General features: G+C 71.2%; 22 protein-coding genes and 1 pseudogene. 3 read left to right on the forward strand and 20 right to left on the reverse strand.

Translation table 11 applies throughout. The features are described 5' to 3' along the window. Positions 1–26: 26 nt before the first annotated feature. The 4 genes from dapA to OIE47_RS05085 are packed head-to-tail and all read right to left on the reverse strand — an operon-like array spanning position 27 to position 3,623. Entirely contained in the window at positions 27–953 is a 927-nt protein-coding gene (dapA, locus tag OIE47_RS05070) for a 4-hydroxy-tetrahydrodipicolinate synthase (protein ID WP_326560323.1), read from the reverse strand. Positions 954–999: 46 nt separating this feature from the next. After that, on the reverse strand, positions 1,000–1,752 hold the full coding sequence (thyX, locus tag OIE47_RS05075) for an FAD-dependent thymidylate synthase (protein WP_326560324.1): 753 nt from the start codon (positions 1,750–1,752) through the stop codon (positions 1,000–1,002). 53 nt (positions 1,753–1,805) lie between these two features. Continuing rightward, positions 1,806–2,363, reverse strand: a complete 558-nt coding sequence (locus tag OIE47_RS05080; RefSeq protein ID WP_326560325.1) for a DUF2752 domain-containing protein — start codon at positions 2,361–2,363, stop codon at positions 1,806–1,808. 30 nt (positions 2,364–2,393) lie between these two features. Next, on the reverse strand, positions 2,394–3,623 hold the full coding sequence (locus tag OIE47_RS05085) for a winged helix-turn-helix domain-containing protein (RefSeq protein ID WP_326560326.1): 1,230 nt from the start codon (positions 3,621–3,623) through the stop codon (positions 2,394–2,396). Between the two features lie 105 nt (positions 3,624–3,728). On the opposite strand from OIE47_RS05085, the gene OIE47_RS05090 reads away from it, so the two are divergent. Continuing rightward, positions 3,729–4,277 (forward strand): GNAT family N-acetyltransferase, encoded by a 549-nt coding sequence (locus OIE47_RS05090; protein ID WP_326560327.1) that lies wholly within the window; start codon positions 3,729–3,731, stop codon positions 4,275–4,277. Here the strand turns inward: OIE47_RS05090 and OIE47_RS05095 are convergent. Beyond that, positions 4,209–5,531 (reverse strand): glycosyltransferase 87 family protein, encoded by a 1,323-nt coding sequence (locus OIE47_RS05095; RefSeq protein WP_326560328.1) that lies wholly within the window; start codon positions 5,529–5,531, stop codon positions 4,209–4,211. The two genes, OIE47_RS05090 and OIE47_RS05095, sit on opposite strands and share 69 nt — an antisense overlap. A gap of 34 nt (positions 5,532–5,565) precedes the next feature. Between OIE47_RS05095 and OIE47_RS05100 the strand changes: the two genes are divergently transcribed. After that, complete coding sequence (locus tag OIE47_RS05100) at positions 5,566–6,210, forward strand: GNAT family N-acetyltransferase (RefSeq protein ID WP_326560329.1); 645 nt, start codon at positions 5,566–5,568, stop codon at positions 6,208–6,210. 60 nt (positions 6,211–6,270) lie between these two features. On the opposite strand, the gene OIE47_RS05105 is transcribed toward OIE47_RS05100, so the two are convergent. The 4 genes from OIE47_RS05105 to OIE47_RS05120 all read right to left on the reverse strand — a co-directional run bounded on the left by OIE47_RS05105 (position 6,271) and on the right by OIE47_RS05120 (position 10,741). After that, the gene (locus OIE47_RS05105) at positions 6,271–7,212 is read right to left on the reverse strand and encodes a carbohydrate ABC transporter permease (RefSeq protein ID WP_326560330.1); all 942 of its coding nucleotides are present in this window, start codon (positions 7,210–7,212) and stop codon (positions 6,271–6,273) included. Position 7,213: 1 nt separating this feature from the next. Continuing rightward, positions 7,214–8,305, reverse strand: coding sequence for a carbohydrate ABC transporter permease (locus OIE47_RS05110; protein WP_326560331.1), 1,092 nt, complete (start codon positions 8,303–8,305; stop codon positions 7,214–7,216). A gap of 90 nt (positions 8,306–8,395) precedes the next feature. After that, positions 8,396–9,643, reverse strand: a complete 1,248-nt coding sequence (locus OIE47_RS05115; protein ID WP_326560332.1) for a sugar ABC transporter substrate-binding protein — start codon at positions 9,641–9,643, stop codon at positions 8,396–8,398. Positions 9,644–9,724: 81 nt separating this feature from the next. Then, a complete protein-coding gene (locus OIE47_RS05120) occupies positions 9,725–10,741 on the reverse strand; it encodes a substrate-binding domain-containing protein (RefSeq protein WP_326560333.1) in 1,017 nt (338 codons plus the stop codon). Between the two features lie 145 nt (positions 10,742–10,886). On the opposite strand from OIE47_RS05120, the gene OIE47_RS05125 reads away from it, so the two are divergent. Beyond that, positions 10,887–13,037 carry an amylo-alpha-1,6-glucosidase gene (locus tag OIE47_RS05125; RefSeq protein WP_326560334.1) on the forward strand — a complete coding sequence of 717 codons (2,151 nt, stop codon included), beginning with the start codon at positions 10,887–10,889 and terminating at the stop codon, positions 13,035–13,037. A 133-nt stretch (positions 13,038–13,170) separates the two neighbouring features. Here OIE47_RS05125 and dapB read toward each other — a convergent pair whose 3' ends face one another. From dapB to rbfA, 11 genes and pseudogenes are all read right to left on the reverse strand, one after another. After that, complete coding sequence (gene dapB / locus OIE47_RS05130; RefSeq protein ID WP_326562996.1) at positions 13,171–13,932, reverse strand: 4-hydroxy-tetrahydrodipicolinate reductase; 762 nt, start codon at positions 13,930–13,932, stop codon at positions 13,171–13,173. 176 nt (positions 13,933–14,108) lie between these two features. Beyond that, positions 14,109–15,476: a M16 family metallopeptidase gene (locus OIE47_RS05135; RefSeq protein WP_326562997.1), complete on the reverse strand. Its 1,368-nt coding sequence runs from the start codon at positions 15,474–15,476 to the stop codon at positions 14,109–14,111. Positions 15,477–15,597: 121 nt separating this feature from the next. Further along, a complete protein-coding gene (locus tag OIE47_RS05140; protein WP_326560335.1) occupies positions 15,598–17,952 on the reverse strand; it encodes a polyribonucleotide nucleotidyltransferase in 2,355 nt (784 codons plus the stop codon). 281 nt (positions 17,953–18,233) lie between these two features. Further along, entirely contained in the window at positions 18,234–18,503 is a 270-nt protein-coding gene (gene rpsO, locus OIE47_RS05145; RefSeq protein ID WP_326560336.1) for a 30S ribosomal protein S15, read from the reverse strand. 146 nt (positions 18,504–18,649) lie between these two features. Continuing rightward, positions 18,650–19,594 carry a bifunctional riboflavin kinase/FAD synthetase gene (locus OIE47_RS05150; protein WP_326560337.1) on the reverse strand — a complete coding sequence of 315 codons (945 nt, stop codon included), beginning with the start codon at positions 19,592–19,594 and terminating at the stop codon, positions 18,650–18,652. 122 nt (positions 19,595–19,716) lie between these two features. Then, positions 19,717–20,604 (reverse strand): tRNA pseudouridine(55) synthase TruB, encoded by an 888-nt coding sequence (gene truB, locus OIE47_RS05155; protein WP_326560338.1) that lies wholly within the window; start codon positions 20,602–20,604, stop codon positions 19,717–19,719. 212 nt (positions 20,605–20,816) lie between these two features. Next, positions 20,817–22,132 (reverse strand): annotated as a pseudogene (locus OIE47_RS05160) (MATE family efflux transporter); the annotation flags it as partial. 509 nt (positions 22,133–22,641) lie between these two features. Then, complete coding sequence (locus OIE47_RS05165) at positions 22,642–22,860, reverse strand: DUF6186 family protein (protein ID WP_326560340.1); 219 nt, start codon at positions 22,858–22,860, stop codon at positions 22,642–22,644. Next, a complete protein-coding gene (locus tag OIE47_RS05170) occupies positions 22,857–23,264 on the reverse strand; it encodes a hypothetical protein (RefSeq protein WP_326560341.1) in 408 nt (135 codons plus the stop codon). The genes OIE47_RS05165 and OIE47_RS05170 overlap by 4 nt, the downstream gene beginning before the upstream one ends. Before the next feature lie 51 nt (positions 23,265–23,315). Beyond that, on the reverse strand, positions 23,316–24,383 hold the full coding sequence (locus tag OIE47_RS05175) for a DHH family phosphoesterase (protein WP_326560342.1): 1,068 nt from the start codon (positions 24,381–24,383) through the stop codon (positions 23,316–23,318). Then, positions 24,380–24,871 carry a 30S ribosome-binding factor RbfA gene (gene rbfA / locus OIE47_RS05180; RefSeq protein WP_326560343.1) on the reverse strand — a complete coding sequence of 164 codons (492 nt, stop codon included), beginning with the start codon at positions 24,869–24,871 and terminating at the stop codon, positions 24,380–24,382. Before rbfA ends, OIE47_RS05175 begins: the two co-directional genes overlap by 4 nt. Positions 24,872–24,906: the final 35 nt, after the last annotated feature.

A 24,906-nucleotide genomic window follows, 5' to 3' on the forward strand; every position in this document is an offset into this window, starting at 1 on the left:
GCCGCCGACCTTACTGATTGACCCACTCATGCCGGCAACTCCAGACCCGCGTCGGCGCAGTCGGCGCGCAACTGGGCGACCTCGGCCTCGGTCGCGTCGACCAGTGGGGGACGAACCGGACCGGCGGGCAGACCCGACGCCGCGAGGCCGGCCTTGACCAGGATCGTGCCCTGGGTACGGAAGATTCCGGTGAACAACGGCAGCAGCCGCCGGTGCAGGAGCAGGGCGGTGTCGTGCTCGCCCCGCTCGTACGCCTCGATCAACTGCTTGCTGAGCGCACCGGTGAAGTGCGTGGAGGTGCCGACCAGGCCGACCGCGCCGATCGACAGGAAGGGCAGCGTGAGCGCGTCCTCGCCGGAGTAGTACGCCAGGTCGGTGCGGCTGGTCACCCAGGAGGTGGCGAACAGGTCGCCCTTGGCGTCCTTCACCCCGACGATCCGCTCGTGCTCGGCCAGCCGTACCAGCGTCTCGGAGTCGATCGGCACTCCGGCGCGGTGCGGGATGTCGTAGAGCATGATCGGCAGGCTGGACGCGTCGGCAACCGCGGTGAAGTGCCGCAGCAGACCGGCCTGTGGCGGCTTGTTGTAGTACGGCGTCACCACGAGGAGCCCGTGGGCGCCGGCCTTCTCCGCGGAGGCGGCCAGCTCGATCGTGTGCCGGGTGTCGTTGGTGCCGACCCCGGCCACCACCTGGGCGCGGTCACCGACCGCCTCCACCACAGCCCGGAGCAGGCGTTCCTTTTCCGCGTCGGTGGTCGTGGGCGACTCGCCGGTGGTGCCGCTGATCACAAGGGCGTCGTTGGCCTGCTCGTCCACCAGATAGGTGGCGAGGCGGGCCGCGCCGTCGAGGTCCAGCGAGCCGTCCGCGGTGAACGGCGTGACCATGGCCGTGAGCAGTCGCCCGAAGGGACGGGATACCGCCCGGTCGGCGGCGGCAGGGTGGTCGTGCGTCATACCGCTAACCTATCGGACGCCCACCGCCCGGCCGCCGGGGAAGTGCTCAGGACTGCTCGGCGTACGGGCTGGTGGCCACCTCGGTGCCATCCGGGAGGGTGCTGACGGTGAAGTCGGCGAACACGTTCGGCGCCACCTGCTGGAGCTGGCGCAGGCACTCCACGGCCAGCTCACGGATCTCGACATCCGCGTGCTCGGTGGCCCGCATCGACACGAAGTGCCGCCAGGCCCGGTAGTTGCCGCTGACCACGATCCGGGTCTCGGTGGCGTTCGGGAGCACCGCGCGGGCCGCCTGCCGGGCCTGCTTGCGCCGCAGGGTCGGGTTCGTCACGTCGGCGAACCGCTGCTCCAGCCCCTCCAGCAACTCGTTGTACGCCCGTACGCTCGCCTCGGTCGCCTCGACGAACCGCTTGTGCAGCTCGGCGTCCTCGGCGATCACGGCCGGCTCCACCACGGCGGCGTCGCGCTCCGGCACGTACCGCTGGGAGAGCTGCGAGTACGAGAAGTGCCGGTGCCGGATCAGCTCGTGGGTGAACGACCGGGACACCCCGGTGAAGTAGAACGTCACGCTCCCGTGCTCCAGCACGGAGAGGTGGCCGACCTCGAGGATGTGCGCGAGGTAACCGGCGTTGGTCGCGGTGGCCGGGTTCGGCTTCTTCCACGACTGGTAGCAGGCCCGTCCGGCGAACTCGGCGAGCGCCTGGCCACCGTCGGCGTCGGTCGACCAGGGCACCTCTTCGGGGGCCTGGAACTGGGTCCACGCGATGAGCTTGACCTGCGGTGACACGATTTCCGGCATTCCTGGGACTCTAGTGGCTCCGGCGACGGCCGCGTCGCAAGGGGTTCCCGGTGTCAGACGTAGAACCAGGTGAACGGTGTCCACGGCAGGTTGCGCAACACCGAGAAGGCCATCCAGGCGCCGAGGAACACCCCGATGGTGACCGGGCCGATCGAGAGCTGCGGCAGGCGCCAGCCGAAGAGCTGCTTGCCGGCCCAGGCGGCGTAGACGTAGAGCAGGAACGGGACGGCGAAGACAAAGAGGATGTGGTGCCGGGCGGCGGCCGGCAGGTCACCGTGGAGCAGGTACCAGAACGCGCGGGTGCCGCCGCAGCCGGGACAGTCCAGCCCGGTGGTCAGCTTCAGCAGACAGGTCGGTGCCGCGTCGGGGGCGCTGCGGGTCGGGTCGGCGTAGAGCGTGTAACCGACCGCACCACCGAAACAGGCCAGGATCGCGACCGGCGCCAACCAGCGCGGGGACCGGGCCGCGATCCGGTCGAAGAACCGGGTGATCCGGTCGGGTTCGGCGGCCACCGGGTACCACTGCTGCGGGGCGTCCGGATCGGGTGTCCACTGCGGCCCCACGACGGTCGGCAGGTCGGGCGGTGTGGTCGGTCCACCCGTGCTGGTCATAGCCACCCCACTCGTCCGCGCCGGCCGCTCTCACCGTACACCGGTGGTGGAAACCAGGGCGGCGGTGAGCGGGCCGGCGAGATCGCCCGCGACGGGCGGTGCGACCGCACTCAGGCCGAGCCAGCCGGCGAGCCGGCGCAGCTCGGCGGCGAGCGCCAACGCGGTGTCGGCCGGGTCCGCGCCCGGCTCCAGCCAGGCCGCCGGCACCAGCAGCAGACCCGCCTTCCGGTCGGCCTTCAGGTCCACCCGGGCGGTGAACCGCTCCCCCTGCAGGAACGGCAGGACGTAGTAGCCGTGGATCCGCTGCGGGGCCGGGACGTAGATCTCGATCCGGTAGCTGAAGTTGAACAGCCGCTCGGTCCGGGCCCGCTCCCAGACCAGCGGATCGAACGGGCTGACCAGCGTGTTCGCCCGGATCCACCGGGGCAGCCGGGCATCGACGTGCAGGTACGCCGGCAGCCGCCAGCCCTGGACCGTCACCGGCAGGAGCTCCCCCGCCTCGACGAGTTCCGCCACCGCCGCCCGCGCCGCCGCCACCGGCAGCCGGAAGTAGTCGCGCAACTCCGGCTCGGCGGCCACCCCCAGGGACCGGGCCGCGATCGCCACCAACCGCCGGTACGCGTCCGCCGGCTCCGGGGTCGGTGTGTTCAGCACCGCCGCCGGCAGGACCCGTTCGGGCAGGTCGTAGCGGCGGGCGAAGGAGTTCGTCCGGCTGGCGGCGGCGACCTCGCCGGCCCAGAAGAGGAACTCCAGCGCCCGTTTCACCTCCGACCAGTTCCAGCCCCAGTTCCCGGTTTCGCGGGGGGCGTCGTGCTCGATCTCGGCCGCGGTCAGCGGACCCCGGTCGGCCACCTCGTCCCGGACCCAGGCGACGAGTTGCGGCTGCTCCTGGGCGATCCGGCGCATCCCGCCCCACGACTCGTCCCGGGCGGCGGCCATCCGCCAACGCAGCAGCGGTTGCAGGTCGACCGGGACCAGGGACGCCTCGTGCCCCCAGTATTCGAACAGGTCCCGCGGCGGTCGGTAGGCGGCCCGATCGAGGAGGTCGGTCGGGTACGGGCCGAGCCGGCTGTAGAGCGGCAGGTAGTGCGCCCGCTGCAACACGTTGACCGAGTCCATCTGGAGCAGCCCCACCCGGCCGAGCACCCGGCGCAGATGACGCGCGGTCGGCACGGCGGTGGGCACCGGGTCGGCGAAACCCTGGGCGGCCAGCGCCACCCGCCGGGCCTGGGCCAGCGACAAAGATTCAGAAACTCCCATCGCCCCGCACCCTAACCGCACCCTCCGACACTCATCCGGGGTATCCGGGCCGGGGCGCGACCCGATGGGCTGGACTCGCCGCCCGGCAGGGGTTAGAACGGACACGTGCTGACGATCCGACCGGAGGAACCCGCCGACGCCGAGGCGGTCGCGAGCGTGCACGTACGCACCTGGCAGGCCGGGTACGCGGGCATCATGCCGGACGAGGTGCTGGCCCGGCTGAACGTACAGGCGTGGGCGCAGCGGCGGCGCGACATCGGGACCGCCGACCCGGAGCACCCGTTCACCACCCTGCTGGCGGAACGGGACGACACCGTGATCGGGTTCACCACCTTCGGTCCGTACCGCAACAACCAGGACCGGGACGACCTCGACCACACCTACGGCGAGATCCTGACGATGTACGTCGACCCGGCGCACTGGGGCACCGGCGTCGGCCGGGACCTGATGGTCGCCGGGCTGACCGGGCTCACCGAACGCGGGTGGCGGGACATCCGACTGTGGGTGCTGGCGGAGAACGAACGGGCCCGCCGGTTCTACGAACGCGCCGGACTGGTCACCGACGGCGAGCAGTCGACGTACGAGCTACACCGGACCGGGGGACGGCCGCCGCTCGGGCTGGTCGAGCTTCGGTACGCCGCCCGGCTCGGCTAGCCGTGACGGTGCCCCGATCGGCAGCCCGACCAGCAGCGCGATGCTGACCCAGACGTAGGCGTTGCTGCCGAGGAACCCGCCCACTCCGGTGAAGTCGTGCTCCCAGGGCCAGACCAGTCGACTGCACAGCACCGCGTACGCGACGATCGCGAAGGCGAGCAGCCAGCGCCGCCTTCGGCTGCCGGCGGGTGACCCGTACGCGTGGTCGACCAGCAGGACCAGCGCCGGGATCAGCCACACCAGGTGGTGCACCCAGGTCACCGGGCTGACCAGCGCACCCAGCACCCCGGTCAGCGCCAGCCCGGTCACCTCGTCACCGATGCGCACAGCGGCCCGTACCCGCCAGGCCCAGATGACCACCGCGGCGCCGACCAGGATCAGCCAGGCCAGCTTGCTCGGCTGCGCCGGGTCGAGCCGGGCGACCATCCCCTGCAACGACTGGTTGGAGATGAACGCCAGCTCGCCGACCCGGTCGGTGTCCCAGAGCGCGGTGGTCCAGAACTCCCGTGAGGCGTCCGGGGCGATCGCGGCGGCGACCAGGGTCGCCACGGCCGCGGTCCCGCTGGCCGTGAGCGCCGCCCGCCACCGCCCGGTGACCAGCAGGTAGACGATGAAGATGCCCGGTGTCAGCTTGATCGCGGTGGCGAGCCCGATGCCCACCCCGGCCCAGCGTTTGTACCGGGACGGGGTCCGCAGACCGCCGGCCGGGGCCCGTCCGGGCAGGAAACTACCGGGTACGACCTGCCCGGGTGCGGCGTAGCCGGGGCGGACCAGCCAGAGCAGGTCGGCCGCGACCAGCACCAGCAGGAGCATGTTGACCTGGCCGAAGTCGACCGTCTCGCGCATCGGCTCGAAGGCCGCCGCGAGCAGGGCCGCCACCGCCAGGGCGAACCAGCGGGTCCAGCCCACCCGGCGGGCGATCGGGTCGACCAGCCACCAGAGCAGGAGCACGCTCACCACGACGGTGGCGGAGACGCTCAGCACCATCGACACCGTGAACGGCAGGTACGCCAGCGGCAGCATGACCAGGGCGGCGAACGGCGGGTAGGTGAAGCCGTACTTGCTGTTCGGCTTGAGCCAGTCGTAGATCTCGCCGCCCTCACGGGCCCAGTAGTGCAGGGCACCGGAGTAGACCTTGAGGTCGAAGAATCCGTGCCCGACGGCCGCCACCGACAGGAACGCGGCGACCAGTACGGCCAGGGCGAGCACGAAGAGTACCTGGTACCGGGTTCGCCGGAAGGTACCCTGCGCCACCGTCGCCTCCCTCGCGTCCGTACGCTCACCGTTCATGGCTCTCGGGTACGTCCGCCCGGCGCGTCCGGAGGACGCCGCCGAGATCGCACGCATTCAGCTCGCGACCTGGCGGGTCGCCTATCGCCGGCTGCTGCCCAAGCACGTGCTCGACCGGTTGGACGAGGGGTGGCTCGGCAAGCGGTGGTCCGCCGCGATCGAGGCACCACCGTCGCCCCGGCACCGCGTCCTGGTGGCGATCGAGCAGGCGGAGAAATCTTATCTGGTGGGTTTTGCCGCATCCGGACCGGCAGACGAGCAGTCACTTGCCCCGGACGAACCCGCGCAAACGCTGGTCCCGGACCTGATCGGGGTGACCGACCTGCTGGTGGAGCCGCGCTGGGGCCGCCGTGGGCACGGCAGTCGGCTGTTGGCGGCGAGCGTCGACCTGTGGCGTGAGGACGGCGCCCGTACGGCAATCGCCTGGGCCTTCGACGGCGACGAGGCGACCAGGGCGTTCCTGGCCAGCACCGGCTGGGAGCCGGACGGGGCGACCCGGGCGCTGGACGTGGACGACATGCTGGTCCCCCAGTTGCGCCTGCACGTCTCCCTGGACGCGGATTCGGCGACCGACGCCGAGCCGTCGACCGGCACCGACGCCGAGTTGTCGACCGGCACCGAGGAGCCCACGGACGCTTCGTGAGCGTGCGCGGGCTCCCCGTGCCACGGGGCCGGCCCCGGTCGGGCGCGGCCCCGGCGGGCGTCAGCCCTTGTCGGCGCCCTGGTTGGCGTCGCGGACGAAGTAACGCTGGAACACCACGAAGATGATCGCCACCGGGATGGTGGCCAGCAACGCGGCGCCGAGTTTGAGCGGGTACTGCGTACCCGCGCCGAGCGAGCCGCTGACCAGGTCGGCGAGCCCACGCGGCAGGGTGAACAGGTTCGGGTCCTGGACCGCGACCAGGGAGTGCGGGAACTCGTTCCAGGAGCCCTGGAACGACAGGATGGTCAGCGTGATCAGGGCCGGTCTGGCGGTCGGCAGGACCACCGACCAGAACGTACGGAACACCCCCGCGCCGTCGATCCGGGCCGCCTCCTCGACGCTGGGCGGCACCGACTCGAAGAACTGCTTCATGATGAAGACCCCGCTGGCGTCCACCAGCAGCGGCAGGATCAGCGCGGTGTACGTGTTGTAGATGCCGAGCTGGTTGAGGACCAGGAACTTCGGGATCAGCAGCACCACACCGGGTACGGCCATCACCGCCACCACGGCGGCGAAGATCGCTGTCCGGCCCCGGAAGCGCAGCCGGGCCAGGGCGTACCCGGCGAGCGAGTCCAGGAACACCCGGCCGAGCGTCACCACGACCGTGACCAGCAGCGAGTTGCCGAGCCAGAGCGGGAAGTTCGTCCCCTCGAAGATCCGTTGGAAGCTGTCCAGGTCGACCGGGTTCGGCACCGGGGAGAGCGGGTTCGCCGCCGCGTCCGGCTCGGTCTTGAACGAGCTGGCGATCTGGATCACGAACGGGTAGAGGAAGACCAGCGCGAAGAAGATCAGGATGGCGTACCCGACGAAGCTGGTCACCAGGCTGCGCGGCTCCCGCCGGTGGCCGGAGGTGGCGGCGGGCCTGGGCGTGCGTTCCGGCGGTGGCGGTGGGTCAGCGGCCGGCGCGTTTCCCCTGGTCGGGGGCTCGGTCACGATGGACATCTCACGACCTCCGCTCGGACCGGCGCCACCAGCGGTGCGAGCGGCCGGTGTCCCGGTCGCGCATCAACCGCCGCTGCGCCAGGGTCAGCACGATGATGATCAGGAACAGGACGAACGAGATCGCCGCGCCGGCGCCGTAGTCGAAGTCGCGGAACGCGGTCCGGTAGGACAGGTACGCCGGGGTGAGCGTGGTCTTCGCCGGATTGCCCTGACTCATCACGTAGATCTGGTCGAAGACCTGCCAGGACCCGATCAGGCCGAGGGTCAGCACCAGGAAGAGGGTCGGCTTGATCATCGGCAGGGTCAGGTAACGCAGCCGCTGCCACCGGGTCGTCCCGTCGAGCACGCTGGCCTCCTCCAGCGCCACCGGGACGTTCTGCAGCGCGGCGAGGAACATCAGCATGAAGGTGCCCGAGGTGGTCCAGATGACCAGCGCGATGATCGCCGTCATCGCCACGCTCGGCCCGGACAGCCAGTCCCACCAGCTCAGCCCGAGCGGGCCGCCGCTGCTCAACGCGGCCGGCGGCTCGTCCACCCCGAACAGGCCGAAGAACAGGTGCAGGATGCCGCGCGAGTCGGCGAACCACTGCGGCCCGTCGATCCCGAACAGGCCCAGCAGCCCGTTGATCGCCCCGGAGTTGGCGAACATGAACAGGAAGACCACGCTGATCGCGACCGAGCTGGTGACCGACGGGAAGTAGAACGCCGTACGGAAGAACGACTTGCCCTTGAGCATCCGGTGATTGACCACCAGGGCGAGGAAGAGTGCCAGTGCGGTCTGCACCGGTACGACGATCGCCACGTAGTAGATGTTGTTCCGGATCGAGGTCATGAAGTCGCGGCGGGCCAACCCGTCCTCGGTGAAGAGGTGGGTGTAGTTGTCCGCCCCGACGAACGGGACCTTGCCGGTGAACGGGCTGCCCTGACCGTTCCAGGAGGTGAGGCTCACCCAGAGCGCCATCAGGATCGGCAGCAGCATGAAAACGCCGAGGATCACCACGACCGGGGCGACGAAGACCCAGCCGGCGATCCGCTCGTTGCCGCGGATCCCACCACGTAGGCGGCGGGGAGCGGCCGGGACTCCGGAAGCCATGCTTCCTCTTTTCGAGGGGGAACTTTCGAGGGGTACGGGTCGGTGCGGGTGGGCCCCCGGTCCGCGGACCGGGGGCCCTTCCTCAGGAGGTCAGCCGCCGAGGGTGGCGGCGGTGTTCTTCTGCAGGTTCTGCAGGATCGTCTTCGGGTCGGTGCTGGCCAGCGCGGAGAGCTGGGCGTCGAAGTCGACCAGGACGCTGTCCATCTTCGGGGCGTTGACCGGGCCCTGGGCGTACTCGGCGCCGTCGATGAACGGCTTGTCGGCCGGGAACGCCTGGGTGTACTGGTCCCGGGCGGACTCGCGCGACGGCATGACACCGAACGCCTTGGCGAAGGTCATCTGCTGGTCGACGCTGGTCATCGCCTCGACGAACTTGATCGCCTGCTCCTTGTGCTGGCTCTTGGCCGCGATCCCCCAGCAGTTGGTGAAGGAGAGCGTGCCCTTGCCCTTCGGGCCGGCCGGCAGCGGGTGCACGGTGTACTTGGTGTCCGGGAAGTCGTTCTGCAGACCGCCCTTGATCCAGTTGCCCTCGATGGTCATCGCGACCTTGCCCTTGCCGAAGGCCTCACCGGCCCAGCCGGCGTCGAGCTGCTTCGGGTACTGCGCCAGACCACCGGCGAGCAGGGTCTTGACGTACTCCAGGGCCTGGAGGTTGGCCGGGCTGTCGGCGGTGGCCTGCTTGCCGTCGGCGCTGGTGATCCAGCCGCCGGCCTGGGCGAGGAAGGCGCCGACCCGGTCCCGGGTGTCGCCGATCGCCATCGGGGTGATGCCCTTCGCCTTGATCTTCTGGGCGGTGGTGGTGAGCTGCTCCCAGGTGGTCGGGATGTCCGCGTCGGTCAGCCCGGCCTTGGCCCACAGATCGGTGTTGATCTCAAGCGCGAGGGTGGAGAAGTCCTTCGGCGCGCAGTAGAACTTGCCGTCGTAGGTGAACGTCTGGCGCAGGCTGTCGTAGAAGTCGCCGCCGTCGGCGAGCTTGTCCCCGTACGGCTCCAGCGCGCCGACGCTGGCGTAGTCGGCGAAGCGGCCGGCGTCGACGTAGAAGACGTCCGGCGGGGTGCCGCCGGCAAGGGCCTGGCCGAGCTGCTGGGTGAGGTCCTGCGCCGGGGTGACCGTCGCGGTGTTGCCGGAGCTGCTGGCCCACGCGGTCGCCGCGTCCTGCACCGCCTTGGTCTCGGCCTCGCCGGACGAGCCGATCAGGATCTGGATGTTGGCCGGGCCACTGTTCTGGGCGCTGTCGGCGTTGTCGTCGTCGAAGCCACCGCCACAGGCGGTGGAACCGAACAGCGCCGCCACGGCGATGCCCGCCACAGCCGAGCGCCGGATGAAACGTCGTGCCATGTCAATCTCCTGGTGGGGGGTGGGATACCGGTGGTGCTTGGGAGGTACGAGGTATGCAGTTGGGGGTGTCCGTGCGCCCGGTCAGCCGGACTGGCGGAGCACCAGCGACGGCGCCAGCAGCACCTGGGCCGGTGCGCCGTCCCCGGTACGGCCGTCCCGGATGCCGCCGCCGTCGAGCACGCCGGTCAGCAGGTCCACGCAGCTCGCCGCCGCCTGGGCCAGCGGCTGGCTCACACTGGTCAGCCCGATCGCCTGGGCGACCGGGGTGTCGTCGAAACCGGTGACCGCCACGGTCACGCCGCGGGCCCGGACCGCCTGGAGGGCGCCCAGCGCCAGCGAGTCGCTGGCACAGACCATCGCCGTCGGCGGTTTCCGCAGACCGAGCAGTTCATCCGCCACCGCCTCACCCTGAGTAATGCCATCCGGGGTGGCCCGGTCGAGTTCGGCCGGGTCGGCGCCGGTCGCCCGGACGGTCGACGCCCAGCCGGCACGGCGGTTGTCGCCCACCCCGGAACCAACCGGCCAGCCAATGAAGGCTATCCGTTGGTGACCCTGAGTGACCAGGTGGGCGGTGGCTGCGGCGGTGCCGACGGCACCGTCGACGTCGACCCAGGGGTAGCGCTCCGGCGCGTCCCAGGACCGACCGAAGGTGACGAAGGGCACCTTCCGTTCGGCCAACCAGGCGGTACGGATGTCGCCGTGGTCGGTGCCGGTGAGCACGAACGCGTCCAGGTCGTACGCGCCGAGCAGGTCGTCGTAGGTGGCGATCTCGGTGGTCGGGTCCTCGGCCGTGTAGAGCATCACCCGGTAGCCGGCCTCGCCGGCCGCCTCGGTGAGCCCGTGCAGGAAACGGTCGAGGACCGAGCCGTTGATCCCGTCCCGGGTCGGCTCGATCCGTACGGCGATCAGTTGGGATCGCCCCGTACGCATCTGCCGGGCGGCCTGGCTGGCGCGGTAACCGAGGACGGAGATGGCCTCCCGAACCCGTTCGCGGGTTTCCTCGCGGACGATCTCCGGGCTGTGGATCACGTTCGAGACGGTCTGGCGGCTGACCCCGGCATGGCGGGCCACTGTCGCGATGGTCACTTTCTGTGCCATAAATCCTCCCTCCCGTCTTGAACGTTCAAACTCTGATGAGGCATTATTGGATCGTTCAAGTTTCTGGAATGTTTCGCATGTTGCACCGCCCGCGACGAGTTGTCAAGGGTTCGTCAACGCCCCGCCCCCCGCTCAGGAGCTCCTCGTGACCAACCGCTACCTGCAACCGTTGCTGCACGATCTTGTCGGTGTCGTCCTCGCCCCGACCAGCACCCTGAGCGGCCAGGACGGGCAGATCCGGCCGGCCGGCGTACAGGGCGTGTTCCACGCCGACGCCCGGGTGCTGTCCCGCGCCGAACTCCTGGTCGACGGCCGCGAGCCGGAGTCGATCACCCACGGCACCGACGGTCCGCACGGCGCCCGGTTCGTCTCGCTGGCCCGCTGGCTCGGCGACGACACCCCCGACCCGACCGTACGGATCGACCGGATCCGCCGGATGACCTCGCGCGGGCTGACCGAGGAGATCCACGTCTTCTCCACCGCCACCGCCCCGGTCCGCGCCGAGGTCACCCTCGACCTCGGCTGCGACCTGGCCCCGATCGAGGTGGTCAAGTCCGGCGGCGCGACCGTCGACCTCGAAGCCAAGAGCGGCGAACCCGGCCAGCTGACCTGGGCCGGCGACGGCATCACCGTCGTGGTGACCGGCGAACCGGTCGTCGCCGGCGGCACCATCGGCACGGGCGGCGGCACGGGCGCTGCGGCGGTCACGAACGCCAGCACCAACACCGGCACCGGCGCGGTGACCGCCGTCGCGGGAGACGGCACGGCCCGGCTGGTCTGGCCGGTCGAGCTGGCCCCGCGCACCTCGGCCGTACTGCGGTTTCACCTGGTCGTCGACGACCCGCGCGCCGTGGTTGTCGCACCGCCCGCGGAACCTGCCTGGTCCCGCCCGGAGGTACGGGCCGACGACCGGCGGCTCACCCGGCTGCTCGACCGGTCCCTCGACGACCTGCGCGGACTGCGGCTGGCCGAGGCCGATGCCCCGCAGGACGTCTTCCTCGGCGCCGGGGTCCCCTGGTTCCTCACCCTGTTCGGCCGGGACAGCCTCTGGGCAGCCAGGATGATGCTCCCGCTCGGCACCGACCTGGCCGCCAGCACGCTGCGGGTGCTCGCCCGCCGGCAGGGGACGAAGATCGACCCCAACTCCGGCGAGGCCCCCGGCAAGATCATGCACGAGTTGCGCCGGGACGAGTTCACCGTCGCCGGCAACGGCCTGCACCTGCCCGCCGCCTACTACGGCACCGTCGACGCCACCATGCTCTGGGTCAACCTGCTGCACGACGCCTGGCGCTGGGGACTCGCCGACAACGAGGTGGCCGACCTGCTGCCCGCCCTGGAGGCATCACTCGGTTGGCTCGCCGACCACGCCGACGCCGACGGTGACGGCTTCGTCGAGTACGTCGACACCAGCGGCCGGGGCCTGGCCAACCAGGGGTGGAAGGACTCCTTCGACTCGGTCCGGTTCCGGGACGGCTCCCTCGCCCACGCCCCGATCGCCCTGGCCGAGGTGCAGGGTTACGCGTACCAGGCGGCCACCCAGGGCGCGGCCCTGCTCGCCGCCTTCGGCCGGCCCGGCGCGCAACGCTGGCTCGACTACGCCGGTCGGCTCGCCGAACGGTTCCGCAACCAGTTCTGGGTCGACGGCCCCGACGGGCCGTACCCGGCCCTGGCCCTGGACCGGGACAAGCGCCCGGTCGACGCGCTGACCAGCAACATCGGCCACCTGCTCGGCACCGGACTGCTGACGGCGGCCGAGTCGACCCAGGTCGCCGAGGCGATCGCCGGACCCGGCCTGGCCGGCGGGTTCGGGCTGCGGACCATGTCCGCCACCGACGGCGGCTTCAGCCCGCTGTCGTACCACTGCGGCTCGATCTGGTCGCACGACACCGCGATCGTCATCGCCGGGCTGGCCCGGGAGGGCTTCACCGCCCCGGCCGCGCAGCTCGCCGAGGGGCTGCTCAGCGCCGCCGAGGCGTTCGACTACCGGCTGCCCGAACTGTTCAGCGGCGACGACCGGGCCACCCTGGGCCGGCCGGCGCCGTACCCGGCGGCCTGCCAGCCACAGGCCTGGTCCGCGGCCGCCGCCGTGGTCCTGCTCCAGGCGGCCGTCGGGCTCTACCCGGACGTGCCGGCCGGCACCGTACGCCTCCGTCCGCTGCACGGCGCCCCGCTCGGCGCGGTCAGCGCGCAGCGGCTGCGGGTGGCCGGCGCCCCGGTCGACGTCTCCGTGGACCGTGACGGTGTCGCCACCGTCACCGGACTACCGGCCGGTCTCACCGTGATCGACGAGCGGTAACACCCACCGGACGACAACGTCCCGGCACCGGATCAACCGGTGCCGGGACGACGTCATGCCCAGGGGTGCTCAGTTGCCGAGACAAGGGCAACCAGGGATGCTCGGTTGCCGGGCCAAGGGCAACCAGGGATGCTCAGTCGAGCAGGGCGTCCAGACCGAGGGTGAGACCGGGGCGGCGGGGCACCGAACGGATCGCCAGCAGCACACCGGGCATGAACGACGCCCGGTCGTACGAGTCGTGCCGGATGGTGAGCGTCTCGCCGGTCGTACCGAACAGGACCTCCTGGTGCGCGACCAGGCCGGCGGCGCGGACCGAGTGGACCCGTACGCCGTCGATCTCCGCCCCGCGCGCACCCGGCACCTCGTCCTTGGTGGCGTCCGGTCCGGCGCCGAGGCCGGCCTCGGCCCGTGCCTGCGCGATCAACCGCGCGGTGTGGGTGGCCGTGCCGCTGGGCGCGTCGAGCTTGCCCGGGTGGTGCTGCTCGATCACCTCGACCGACTCGAAGAACCGGGCGGCCCGAGCGGCGAACTGCATCATCAGGACCGCGCCGATGCCGAAGTTGGGGGCGATCACCACACCGACACCCGGCTTGTGCGAGAGCCAGTTGCGCACCCGGTCGAGGCGCTGCTCGGTGAACCCGCTCGTGCCGACCACGACGCTGATGCCCTGCTCGACGCACCAGTGCAGGTTGTCCATCACCACGTCCGGGGTGGTGAAGTCGACAACCACCTCGGCACCCGCGTCCGAGGCGGAGAACAACTGGTCGCCCTGGTCGACCATGGCGACCAGTTCGAGGTCGTCGGCGGCGTCCACCGCCCTGCACACCTCGATGCCCATCCGGCCCCGGGCGCCGAGCACCCCGACCCGCAGCGGCTCCGCCGACGTCTCCGCCAGTGCTTCAAGTCCGTCACTCACGGGGCACAACCTATCCCACCCCGCTCGGGAGGCACCCGCAGACGTCCCATCCGGCGGCCCACCGGTGGCCGCCGACACGGTCGGCCTGCGGGCCGAACGACACAGTCAGCCTGCGGGCCGATCGACACAGTCAGCCTGCGGCTCGATCGGCACGGTCAGCTCGCGGGAAAGTCGTCCTCGCCGAACGGGCCGACGACCGCGAGCGACATCGGGCGGGCGAGCAGGTCCGCGGCGAGCGCGTTGACCTCCTCGGCCGTGACCGCGTCCACCCGGGCCAGCAACTGGTCGACCGAGAGCAGGTCACCGAAGAGCAGCTCGCCCTTGGCCAGCCGGCTCATCCGGGAACCGGTGTCCTCCAGGCCGAGCACGTACGAGCCCTTCGCCATGCCCTTGCCCCGGGCGAGTTCGCTCGGGCTGATGCCGTTCGCGGCGACCTCGGCCAACTCGGCCCGGACCAGGTTCAGGACCTCTTCGACCTTGCCCGGGGCGCAACCGGCGTAGACGGCGAACACGCCGCTGTCGGCGTACTGGCTGGCGTAGGAGTAGACCGAGTACGCCAACCCGCGCTGCTCCCGGATCTCCTGGAACAGCCGGCTGGACATGCCGCCGCCGAGCACGTTGTTGAGTACGCCGAGCGCGAACCGCCGGTCGTCGACCCGGCCGATGCCGGCACAGCCGAGGATCACGTGCGCCTGCTCGGTCTCCTTGTGCTCCACCGCCGTACGCCCGACCCTGGTCTTCGTCGCCGGGGTGGCCGGACGCGGCGGTGCCGGGTCGGCCGCCGGGGTGTCCAGCGGGGTGCCACGCAGCGCCTGGCGGACCAGCTTGACCACGGTCGCGTGGTCGAGGTTGCCGGCGGCGGAGATCACGATGTTCGGCGCGGTGTAGCGCTTCTTGTAGAAGGTCTGGATCTGCCGGCGGGTCATCGGGGAGATGGTCTCCTCGGTACCCGAGATCAGCCGGCCGAGCGGGTGGTCGCCGTAGATGGCGGTGGCGAACAGGTCGTGCACCTCGTCGCCGGGCTCGTCGTCGTGCATGGCGATCTCTTCGAGGATCACCCCGCGTTCGGTCTCCACGTCGGCCGGGTCGAGCACCGAGTCGGCGACCAGGTCGCACATCACGTCGATGGCCAGCGGCAGATCCTGGTCGAGCACCCGCGCGTAGTAGCAGGTGTACTCCTTGGTGGTGAAGGCGTTCGTCTCGCCGCCCACCGCCTCGATCTCGGCCGAGATCTCCAGCGCGTTCCGCTTGTTCGTGCCCTTGAACAGCAGGTGTTCGAGGAAGTGCGAGACACCGGCGGAGGCACCGGTCTCATCCCGCGAACCGACCGACACCCAGACGCCGAACGAGACACTCCGTACGGTCGGGATCGCCTCGGTGAGGATCCGCAGACCGCTGGGCAGGACGGTACGCCGTACGGTGCCGCCGAGCGGATCGGTGCTGAGCGTACGGGTCACCGCCCGAGCCGGCGCCCGGTGAGCGCCGGTGCCACCGGCGGACCGGCCGTGTCCCGGCCGAGTCAGGAGAAATGGTGGTTGCGTATCCCGCTTCAAGGAACCAGGACTCCTAGCTCGGTGGAGATGGACAGGCCGTGTCCCATCGACGTGATCGACAGGACACGGCCCGTTTGGTCAACCCTGTGGATCAGCTACGGCGGTCCCGGCGACGACGCTCGCCGCCGCCCTCACCGCCACCCTCGCCCTCACCACGGCTCGGGCCACGGTCGCCCCGGTCCCGGTCGCCCCGGTCACGCGGGCCACGGTCGCCGCCCCGGCTGGCCGGACGGTCGGCGCCGTCGGCCTCGGCCGGTGCCTCCTCGCCCTCCGGACGCACCTTGTCCAGGTAGATCTTGCCCCGGGCGTCGATGTCGGCGATCGACACCTCGACCCGGTCGCCGACGTTCAGGAAGTCCTCGACCCGCTCGACCCGCTTGCCATCGCCGACCTTGGAGATGTGCAGCAGGCCGTCCCGGCCGGGCAGCAGCGAGACGAAGGCGCCGAACGGGGCGGTCTTCACCACGGTGCCGAGGAACTTGTCCCCCATCTTCGGCAGCGTCGGGTTGGCGATCGCGTTGATCCGCTCCACCGCGGCCTCGGCCGACGGGCCGTTGGTCGCGCCGACGTAGATCGTGCCGTCGTCCTCGATCGAGATCTCGGCGCCGGTCTCGTCCTGGATCGCGTTGATGGTCTGGCCCTTCGGCCCGATCACCATGCCGATCTTGTCGACCGGGATCCGGACCGTGGTCACCCGGGGTGCGTAGTCCGACATCGTGGCCGGGCCCTCGATCGCCTGCTGCATCACGCCGAGGATCGTGGTACGAGCCTCGTGCGCCTGCTGCAACGCGGCGGCCAGCACGTCCGACGGGATGCCGTCGAGCTTGGTGTCGAGCTGGAGCGCGGTGACGAACTCCGGCGTACCGGCGACCTTGAAGTCCATGTCACCGAACGCGTCCTCGGCACCGAGGATGTCGGTCAGCGTCACGTACTGGGTCTTGCCGTCGACCTCGTCGGAGATCAGACCCATCGCGATGCCGGCAACCGGCGCCTTGAGCGGCACACCGGCGGACAGCAGCGCCAGGGTGGACGCGCAGACCGAACCCATGCTGGTGGAGCCGTTCGAGCCAAGCGCCTCGGAGACCTGCCGGATGGCGTACGGGAACTCCTCCCGCGCCGGCAGCACCGGGATGAGGGCCCGCTCGGCGAGCGCCCCGTGGCCGATCTCGCGGCGCTTCGGCGCACCGACCCGGCCGGTCTCACCGGTCGAGTACGGCGGGAAGTTGTAGTTGTGCATGTAGCGCTTGGACTTCTCCGGGGAGAGGGTGTCCAGCGCCTGCTCCATCCGGAGCATGTTCAGCGTGGTGACGCCGAGGATCTGCGTCTCGCCGCGCTCGAACAGCGCCGAGCCGTGCACCCGCGGGAGCACCTGGATCTCGGCGGTCAGCGGCCGGATGTCGCGCGGGCCACGGCCGTCGATCCGGACCTGGTCCCGCAGGACCCGGGCCCGCATCTCGGACTTGGTCAGCGACCGGAAGGCGGCGCTGACCTCGCGCTCGCGTCCCTCGAAGTCGGTCGCGAGCTGCTCGCGCACCCGGTCCTTGATCAGGTCCAGGGCTTCCTCGCGCTCGGCCTTGCCGGCGATCCGGAGTGCCTCGGCGACGTCGCCACGGGCGATCGCGGCGACCGCTTCGAACGTGTCGTCCTGGTAGTCCAGGAAGAGCGGGAACTCGGCCACCGGCTTCGCCGCGACCTCGGCCAGCGCGCTCTGCGCCCGGCACAGCTCACGGATGGCGGGCTTGGCGGCCTCCAGGCCACCGGCCACGATCTCCTCGGTCGGCGCGGTCGCACCGCCGGCGACCAGGGCCACGGTGTTCGCCGTCGCCTCGGCCTCGACCATCATGATCGCGACGTCGCCGTCCGCCAGGGTCCGACCGGCCACGACCATGTCGAAGGTGGCCCGGGCCAGCTCCTCGTGGGTCGGGAAGGCCACCCACTGGCCGTCCACGTGCGCCATCCGGGTGGCACCGATCGGGCCGGAGAACGGCAGGCCGGAGAGCTTGGTGGACATCGACGCGGCGTTGATCGCGACCACGTCGTACGGGTGCTGCGGGTCGAGCGCCAGCACGGTCTCGACGACCTGGACCTCGTTGCGCAGGCCCTTGACGAAGGACGGGCGCAGCGGCCGGTCGATCAGGCGGCAGGTGAGGATCGCGTCCTCGCTCGGGCGCCCCTCGCGGCGGAAGAACGAACCGGGGATCCGGCCCGCGGCGTACATCCGCTCCTCGACGTCGACGGTGAGCGGGAAGAAGTCGAACTGCTCCTTGGGCTGCTTGCCCGCGGTGGTCGTGGAGAGGACCACCGTCTCGCCGAGTTGGGCGATGACGGAGCCGGCGGCCTGGCGGGCCAGGCGGCCGGTGGAGAAGGTGATCTCGCGGGTGCCGAACGCACCGTTGTCGATCACGGCCTTGCTCTGCTCGGTGCCGAGAGTGTTCTGCTCGGTCATGAGTGTGTTGCACTCCTTCGGTCGTGGGGCTCACGACCTCCCGATGCGCCGGTAGGTTCCGGCGCGCGCCCGGTTGGCATGGGGAACTGTTCGAACGGCCGGTCTTCGATCGAAGCGCCCGGGGTGCCGGCATGTGCCGGGGGCCCGGGGGCCACTACCGAGGACCGGTGCCGACCTGCTCCCGTTGGGTGGTCGCGCTGGCCCCTGTTATTCGTTGGTGACGGGTCGGGGGAGCGGTCGTCGCCGGGACGAACCCGACGTCGCGCCACTCCCCCGCTCAGTCACCTCCGCAGGCCGAGACGCTCGATGAGCGTCCGGTAGCGGCTGATGTCCTTCTTCTGCATGTAGTTGAGCAGCCGGCGACGACGGCCGACCAGCAGCAGCAGACCACGACGGCTGTGGTGGTCGTGCTTGTGCACCTTGAGGTGCTCGGTGAGGTCGGCGATGCGCTTGGTGAGGACCGCGACCTGGACCTCCGGCGAACCGGTGTCGCCCTCGGCGGTCGCGTATTCCTGCCGGATCTTGCTCTTTGCTTCCTGATCGAGCGCCATTTTCTCCCTGTTCTGGTGGGTTTCTAGTGAATACCTCGCACCCGCGGCGTCGTGCAGGCGCGCGAGGACCCTCGTCGGTGACCCGACGTCTCCGTCACATTACCAGCCCGGGGTACGTCAACCCCCTGAAGGGCCGGCCGCGCCGCTCAACCGAGCAGCGCACGGACCTGCGCCACGTCCTCGTTGATCTGCGCCACCAGTGGATCGATGCCGTCGTACTGGCGGGTCTCGCGCAGCCGCTCGACGAAGTCGATCGCCAACCGCTCCCCGTAGAGATCACCGGCGAAGTCGAGCACGTACGCCTCCACCCGGCGCTCCCGGCCGTTGAACGTCGGGTTGGTGCCGATCGACACCGCCGCCGGCCGTACCTCGGGTGGCTGACCGGCCCGTCCGCCGTGCCGGACCAGCCGGGCGGCGTAGATCCCGTCCGCCGGGACCGCCGCGTAGCGGTGGCAGAGCAGGTTCGCGGTCGGGAAGCCGATCTCCCGCCCCCGCTGGTCGCCCCGGACCACCACGCCGTCGAGCCGGTGCGGTCGGCCGAGCGCGGCCGTGGCGGCGGCCATGTCCCCCGCCGCCACACAGGCCCGGATGTACGTCGAGGAGAAGACGGTCTCGTCGCGCGCGACCAGCGGTGCCCCCTCCACGGCGAAGCCGAACGTACGGCCGAGCCGCTCCAGCAGGACCACGTCACCGGCGGCCCGGTGCCCGAAGCGGAAGTTCTCCCCGACCACCACCAGCGCCGCGTGCAGGTTCTCCACCAGGACGTTGTGCACGAACTCCTCGGCGGTCAACCGGGAGAACTCGGGCGTGAACGGCACCACCCAGAGCACGTCGACGCCGAGTTCCTCGATCAGTTCCGCCCGCCGGGTCGGCTCGGTCAGCACCGCCGGGTGGGTGCCCGGCCGGACCACCTCGGACGGGTGCGGGTCGAAGGTGACCACCACCGACTGCATCCCGAGTTCCCGGGCCCGCTTCGCCGCGTACCCGATGATCGCCTGGTGTCCCTGGTGCACCCCGTCGAAGACGCCGATGGTCACCACCGACCGGCCCCACCCGCCCGGCACCCCGTCGTACCCCCGCCAACGCTGCATCCGCGTCCCTTCCGCTCGTCCGCCCCCGGCCCGGCCCGCTTCCCACGACCGGCGCACTGTTCCGGCCCGCAACGCCCGGCCGGGTCCCGCTTCCCCGGTCAGGCCGGGTCCCCTTCTCCTGCTCAGGCCGGGGCGAGCACGATCTCCGCCCGGGCCCGGCCGCCCCGCTCGCTGACGATAGCGATCAGGCCGCCGGCCGGGTCGAACACGGCGTACGGCCCGTCGATGCCGGCCGGTTCCAGCGGGCCACCGTGGGAGAGCACCTTCGCCTCGGCCGCGTCGGCCTGCCGGGAGGTGAAGAACCTCCGGGCCGCCGCCTCGACCGGCAGGTTCACCACGTCCTGCGGCTCCCGCTCGGCCAGCTCGTCCAGGGTCACCGCCTCGGTCAGCTCGAACCCGCCGACGGCGGTACGCCGCAGCGCGGTCAGGTGCCCGCCGACGCCGAGCGCCGCACCGAGGTCCCGGGCGATCGCCCGGATGTACGTCCCGGACGAGCAGGTCACGTCGACGTCGAGATCCACCAGCTCCGGTGTCGGGCGCCGGACCGCCAGCAGGTCGAGCCGGGAGACCGTCACCCGGCGGGCCGCGAGCTGCACCGCCTCGCCGTCCCGCACCCGCTTGTACGCCCGCTGCCCGTCGATCTTGATCGCGCTCACCGCGCTGGGCACCTGGTCGATCTCGCCGGTCAACGGCAGCAGGCCGGCGCGGACCTGTTCGTCGGTGATGTCGCCCGCCGACGCCTCGGTGACCACGTCGCCCTCGGCGTCGTCGGTGATCGTCGACTGCCCGAGCCGGATCGTGGCGGTGTACCGCTTCCCCGCGCCGATCACGTACGTGAGCAGCCGGGTCGCCCGACCGACGCCGATCACCAGCACCCCGGTCGCCATCGGGTCCAGGGTGCCGCCGTGCCCGACCCTCCGGGTCCGGGCGAACCGGCGGATCCGCGCCACCACATCGTGCGACGTCATACCACCGGGCTTGTCCACCACAATCAGACCGTCGACGCTCACAACCGCCAAGCCTGCCAGACGCCGGCCCCCACCCCTCCCCCACCCACCCTCCGCCCCGTCCCCACCCCGCCCGACCCCACCCAGCCCGGCGATCTTGCACTTGTGGCTGTGCGCAAATCAGAAGAAGTAAGGCATCTTCGGGCACCACAACTGCAAGATCGCCCGGTGGGGTGGGGTGGGGACGGGACGGGGGTGGGGGTGGGGGTGGGGGTTTAGCGGGTGGGGCCGGCGATGGACCAGGCGTCGGTGCGGAGGCGGAGGAGTAGGCCGGCGAGGCGTACTACCAGGAACAGTGCGAGGCCGGCCCAGATGCCGCCGAGTCCCAGGTCGAGGGCGTAGGCGGCCCAGATCGCCGGCAGGAAGGCGCCCACCGCGGCGACGATGGTGAGATCGCGCATGTAGCGCAGGTCGCCCGCGCCGATCAGCACCCCGTCGAGGGCGAACACCACCCCGGCGATCGGTTGCATGCCGACGAACCACGGCCACGCGACCAGCGCCTGGTCGCGTACCTGCTGGTCGGCGCTGAACCAGGACGGCACCACCGGAGCGCCGGCGGCGACCAGCAGGGCGAAGACGATCCCGCAGGCGCCACCGATCAGGGCGAGCCGGCGGGCCAGCGCCCGGGCGCCGGCCACGTCGCCGGAGCCGAGTGCCGCGCCGATCAGCGACTGGGCGGCGATGGCCAGCGCGTCCAGCACCAGCGCGGTGAAGAACCAGAGTTGCAGGGCTATCTGGTGGGCGGCGACCGACGCGGCACCGAACCGGGCGGCGACGGCGGTCGCGGACAGGAAGCTGGCCTGGAAGGCCGCTCCGCGTACCAGCAGGTCGCGGCTGAGCACGAGCTGACCGACGATCATCGGTGGCCGGGGGCGCAGCGACACCCGTTCGGCGACCAGGGCGCCGACGAAGAGGATCCCGCCGAGGGTCTGTGCGGTGGCGTTGGCGACCGCGCTGCCGACCAGGCCGAGCCCGGCCGGGTAGACCAGCAGCGGGCAGAGCGCGGCGGAGAGCAGGTTGGGGCCGAGCACGAAGAAGAGTGGACGCCGGGTGTCCTGCACGCCCCGCAGCCAGCCGTTCCCGGCCGCCGCGAGCAGCAGGCCGGGTGCGCCGAGGGCGGCGATCCGCAGCCAGTCGGCGGCGGCGCCGGCCACCGCCGGGTCGTCGCCGGCAAGGGTCCGCGCCAGCGGTCCGGCCGCGATCTGGACCACGAGCAGAATGAGTACGCCGGAAGCGAGGGCCAGCCAGGACGCCTGTACGCCCTCCTCCACCGCGGCGGCGCGGTCACCGGCACCGAACCGGCGCGCCGAACGGCCGGTGGTGCCGTACGCGGCGACGGTGCCGAGCCAGACGACCAGGGTCATCACCGTGCCGGCGATCGCCAGCGCGGCGAGCGGCACCCGGCCCAGGTGGCCCACCACGGCGGTGTCCACCAGGACGTACAGCGGCTCGGCGGCGAGCACGATCAGGGCCGGTACGGCCAGCCGGGCGATCCGGCGCGAGGTGATCGGGGGCGGGTGCGGACCGGCGACGGTGGGGTTGCTCATCGCGCCTGATCCTGGCACGGCTCCCGTAAGGACTGCAATGCTCCACGGGACTTACTCAGTCGCGCAGGGGCGGAGCGGGTGGGCGGCCGACGGCCGAGTGGGTTGATCCTCGGTCGTCAGCCGCGCACCGGTGGTGTCACTGGCGGGTGTCCATCGACGTCTGCAGCGCGCGACGGGCCTGCTCACGAGCCTCGTCGGTGGTCTCCGGCTTGGTCTTGGTGGTGGCCATGGGACGGCTCCTTTTCCAGGGTGCGTCGGCCGCACAGGGAGGCGACCGTTCGCGTACGGGTTCTGCTGATCGCCGCCGGCCCGCCCTCCGGGGTCGCCGGACGGGGTCGGTCAGGGCAGCGTGAGCCCGGGTCGGTTGACCCTGGAGGCGCCCGGCACCGGGTGTGGAACCGTGGCACGCATCACAAACCAAGCTATCGTTCAGGTCCACATTCTGTACACCAATCCCGCGATACGGAACGGTACGGTGCGTTGACCTGCGGGGTCAGCGGGCGAAGAAGTGCCAGCCCAGCCACCACCAGAACCCGAAGAGGCCGATTCGGCCCACCGGGACGGGGCCCACCTCGTACCGCATCACCTGGGCGCAGACGTCACCGAGAGTAGGAATTCGCGAGCCCTCCCGCCGGGCCGCCCACTCGACCACCGCGAACAGGACGAAGGCCAGCAGGAAACCGCCGATCGCGAGCATCCGGGTCCCGCTCATCGGCGCACCAGCGCCCAGAAGGCCGCCAGCCAGCCGAAGTACACGGCCGACCGGGTCAGCTCGTCGGTCAGCAGCGGATCGGCCAGGCGGGAGAAGGTCGGGAAGTCGTCACCGGAACCGAGGGCGAAGGTGGCGCCCTCGAACACCCCGAAGACGGCAACCGGCAGCACCCACCAGATCGTGCCCGGACCCGGCCGGGCGGGCGGCCGGCGACGGGGCACCCGGTTGGTGAGTCCGAGCCAGATCAGCGCTCCCCCGGTGCCCAGGGTGTAGAGGTTCGCGGACAGGGAGAACGACGGTAACTGGCCGCCCACCAATGACAGACAGGCGAGTACGGGGACAGAAACAAGGGGTTTGTCCCAGGGACGCGGCACATCGACGGCTATTTCCGAGGGCTGCTCCATCTTCCGATTGTGCCCGCGGTGCCGGAGTGCCGAAAGTGCATTAACCCCGGACTATCCCCGATCTTCCGGCTCGGCCAGGACCCGCTCCAACTCGGCCCGGATCGCGCCGATCACCTCGGCCCGACCACCGCGACCGGTGAAACCGGCGGCCAGCCGGTGTCCCCCGCCACCGAGCGCCACCGCGACCCGGCTGACGTCCAGGGCACCCTTGCTCCGCATCGACACCGCCCACTCGGCCTCGGCCACCTGCTTGAGCACGCAGCTCACGTCCGCCTCCGCGGTGCAGCGGACCGAGTCGATCAGGGCCTCCAGGACGTACGCCGGCTGTTGGTGCCGGGCCAGGTCGTCCAGGGTCGCGTAGGTCCAGACCAGCCCGTGCCCGGCCGCGGCGGCCGGTTCGAGTTCGGCCCGGGCGAGGACGTCACCGTAGAGCCGGACGGCACCGAACGGCCTGGTGTCGAAGACCCGACGGGAGATCTCCTCCGGCCGGATCCCGGTGGCCAGCATCCGGGCCGCCATCTCGTGCACCGCCGGGGTGGTCATGGCGAACCGGAACGAACCGGTGTCGGTGGTCAGCGCGACGTAGAGGCACTCGGCGATCTCACGGTCCAGCGGTACGTCCAACCGGTCGAGCAGCCCCTCCACCACCACCGACGTGGCCGCCGCGTGCGGGTCGACCAGGTGGATCCGGCCGAACCGGGTGTTCGAGGCATGGTGGTCGAGGACCACCACCTCGCCGGCCCGGTCCAGACGGTCGACCAGATCGCCGATCCGGGACACGCTGGCTGCGTCGAAACAGAGCACCAGATCCGGGTCGGTCCAGGTGTCTGTGGCAGGTACGAGCAGGTCGAGACCGGGCAGGGCGCCGAACGGCTCGGCCACACCGGGCGGGCCGGGGAAGGTCGCCTGGAGCTGCCGGAAACCCATCCGGCGCAGGCCGAGGGCGAAGCCGAGCATGCTGCCCAGCGCGTCCCCGTCCGGGTTGACGTGGCAGATCAGCAGCACCCGGGAATCGGGCGAGAGGGCGCGTACGGCACCGACCGCCGCCGCCCAGTCAGCCTCGCCGGGACCGGCGTCGGCCGGCGACTGCGCGAGCGCCGAGCCGGCCGAGCCGGTCACCGCCGGTCACCGGCGTCGACCGCCGGATCGTCCGACTCGTCGGCGTCGAGGTCCTCGTCGTCGTCCTCATCCTCGTCGAGCTTGTACGGCTGCGCGTCACCGGCGTACGCGGCGTTGGCCGCCCGCCGCTGCACCTCCTCGTCCGCACTGCGCGCCACGGCGATCAGGTCGTCGATGTGCTTGACCTGGTCCTGCACGTTGTCGAGGACAAATGCCAGGGACGGCGAGTGGCGCAGCCCCAGGGCCTTGCCGACGGTGCTGCGCAGCAGACCCTTGGCGCTCTCCAGCGCGGCGGCGGTGGAGGCCTGTTCGGTGGCATCGCCGAGCACGGTGTAGAAGACCGTGGCTTCCCGCAGATCAGCGGTGATCCGGGCATCGGTGATGGTGATCATGCCGAGCCGAGGATCCTTGATCTGCGTACGCACCACGGAAGCCACCAGCTCCCGGACACGCTCAGCGTGCCGGCGTACCTTGGCCGGGTCCGTCATTTCCGCACCTCCACGGCATTCCTACTTCCGGCGCG

The sequence above is a fragment of the Micromonospora sp. NBC_01796 genome (assembly GCF_035917455.1).
GTDB lineage: Bacteria > Actinomycetota > Actinomycetes > Mycobacteriales > Micromonosporaceae > Micromonospora_G.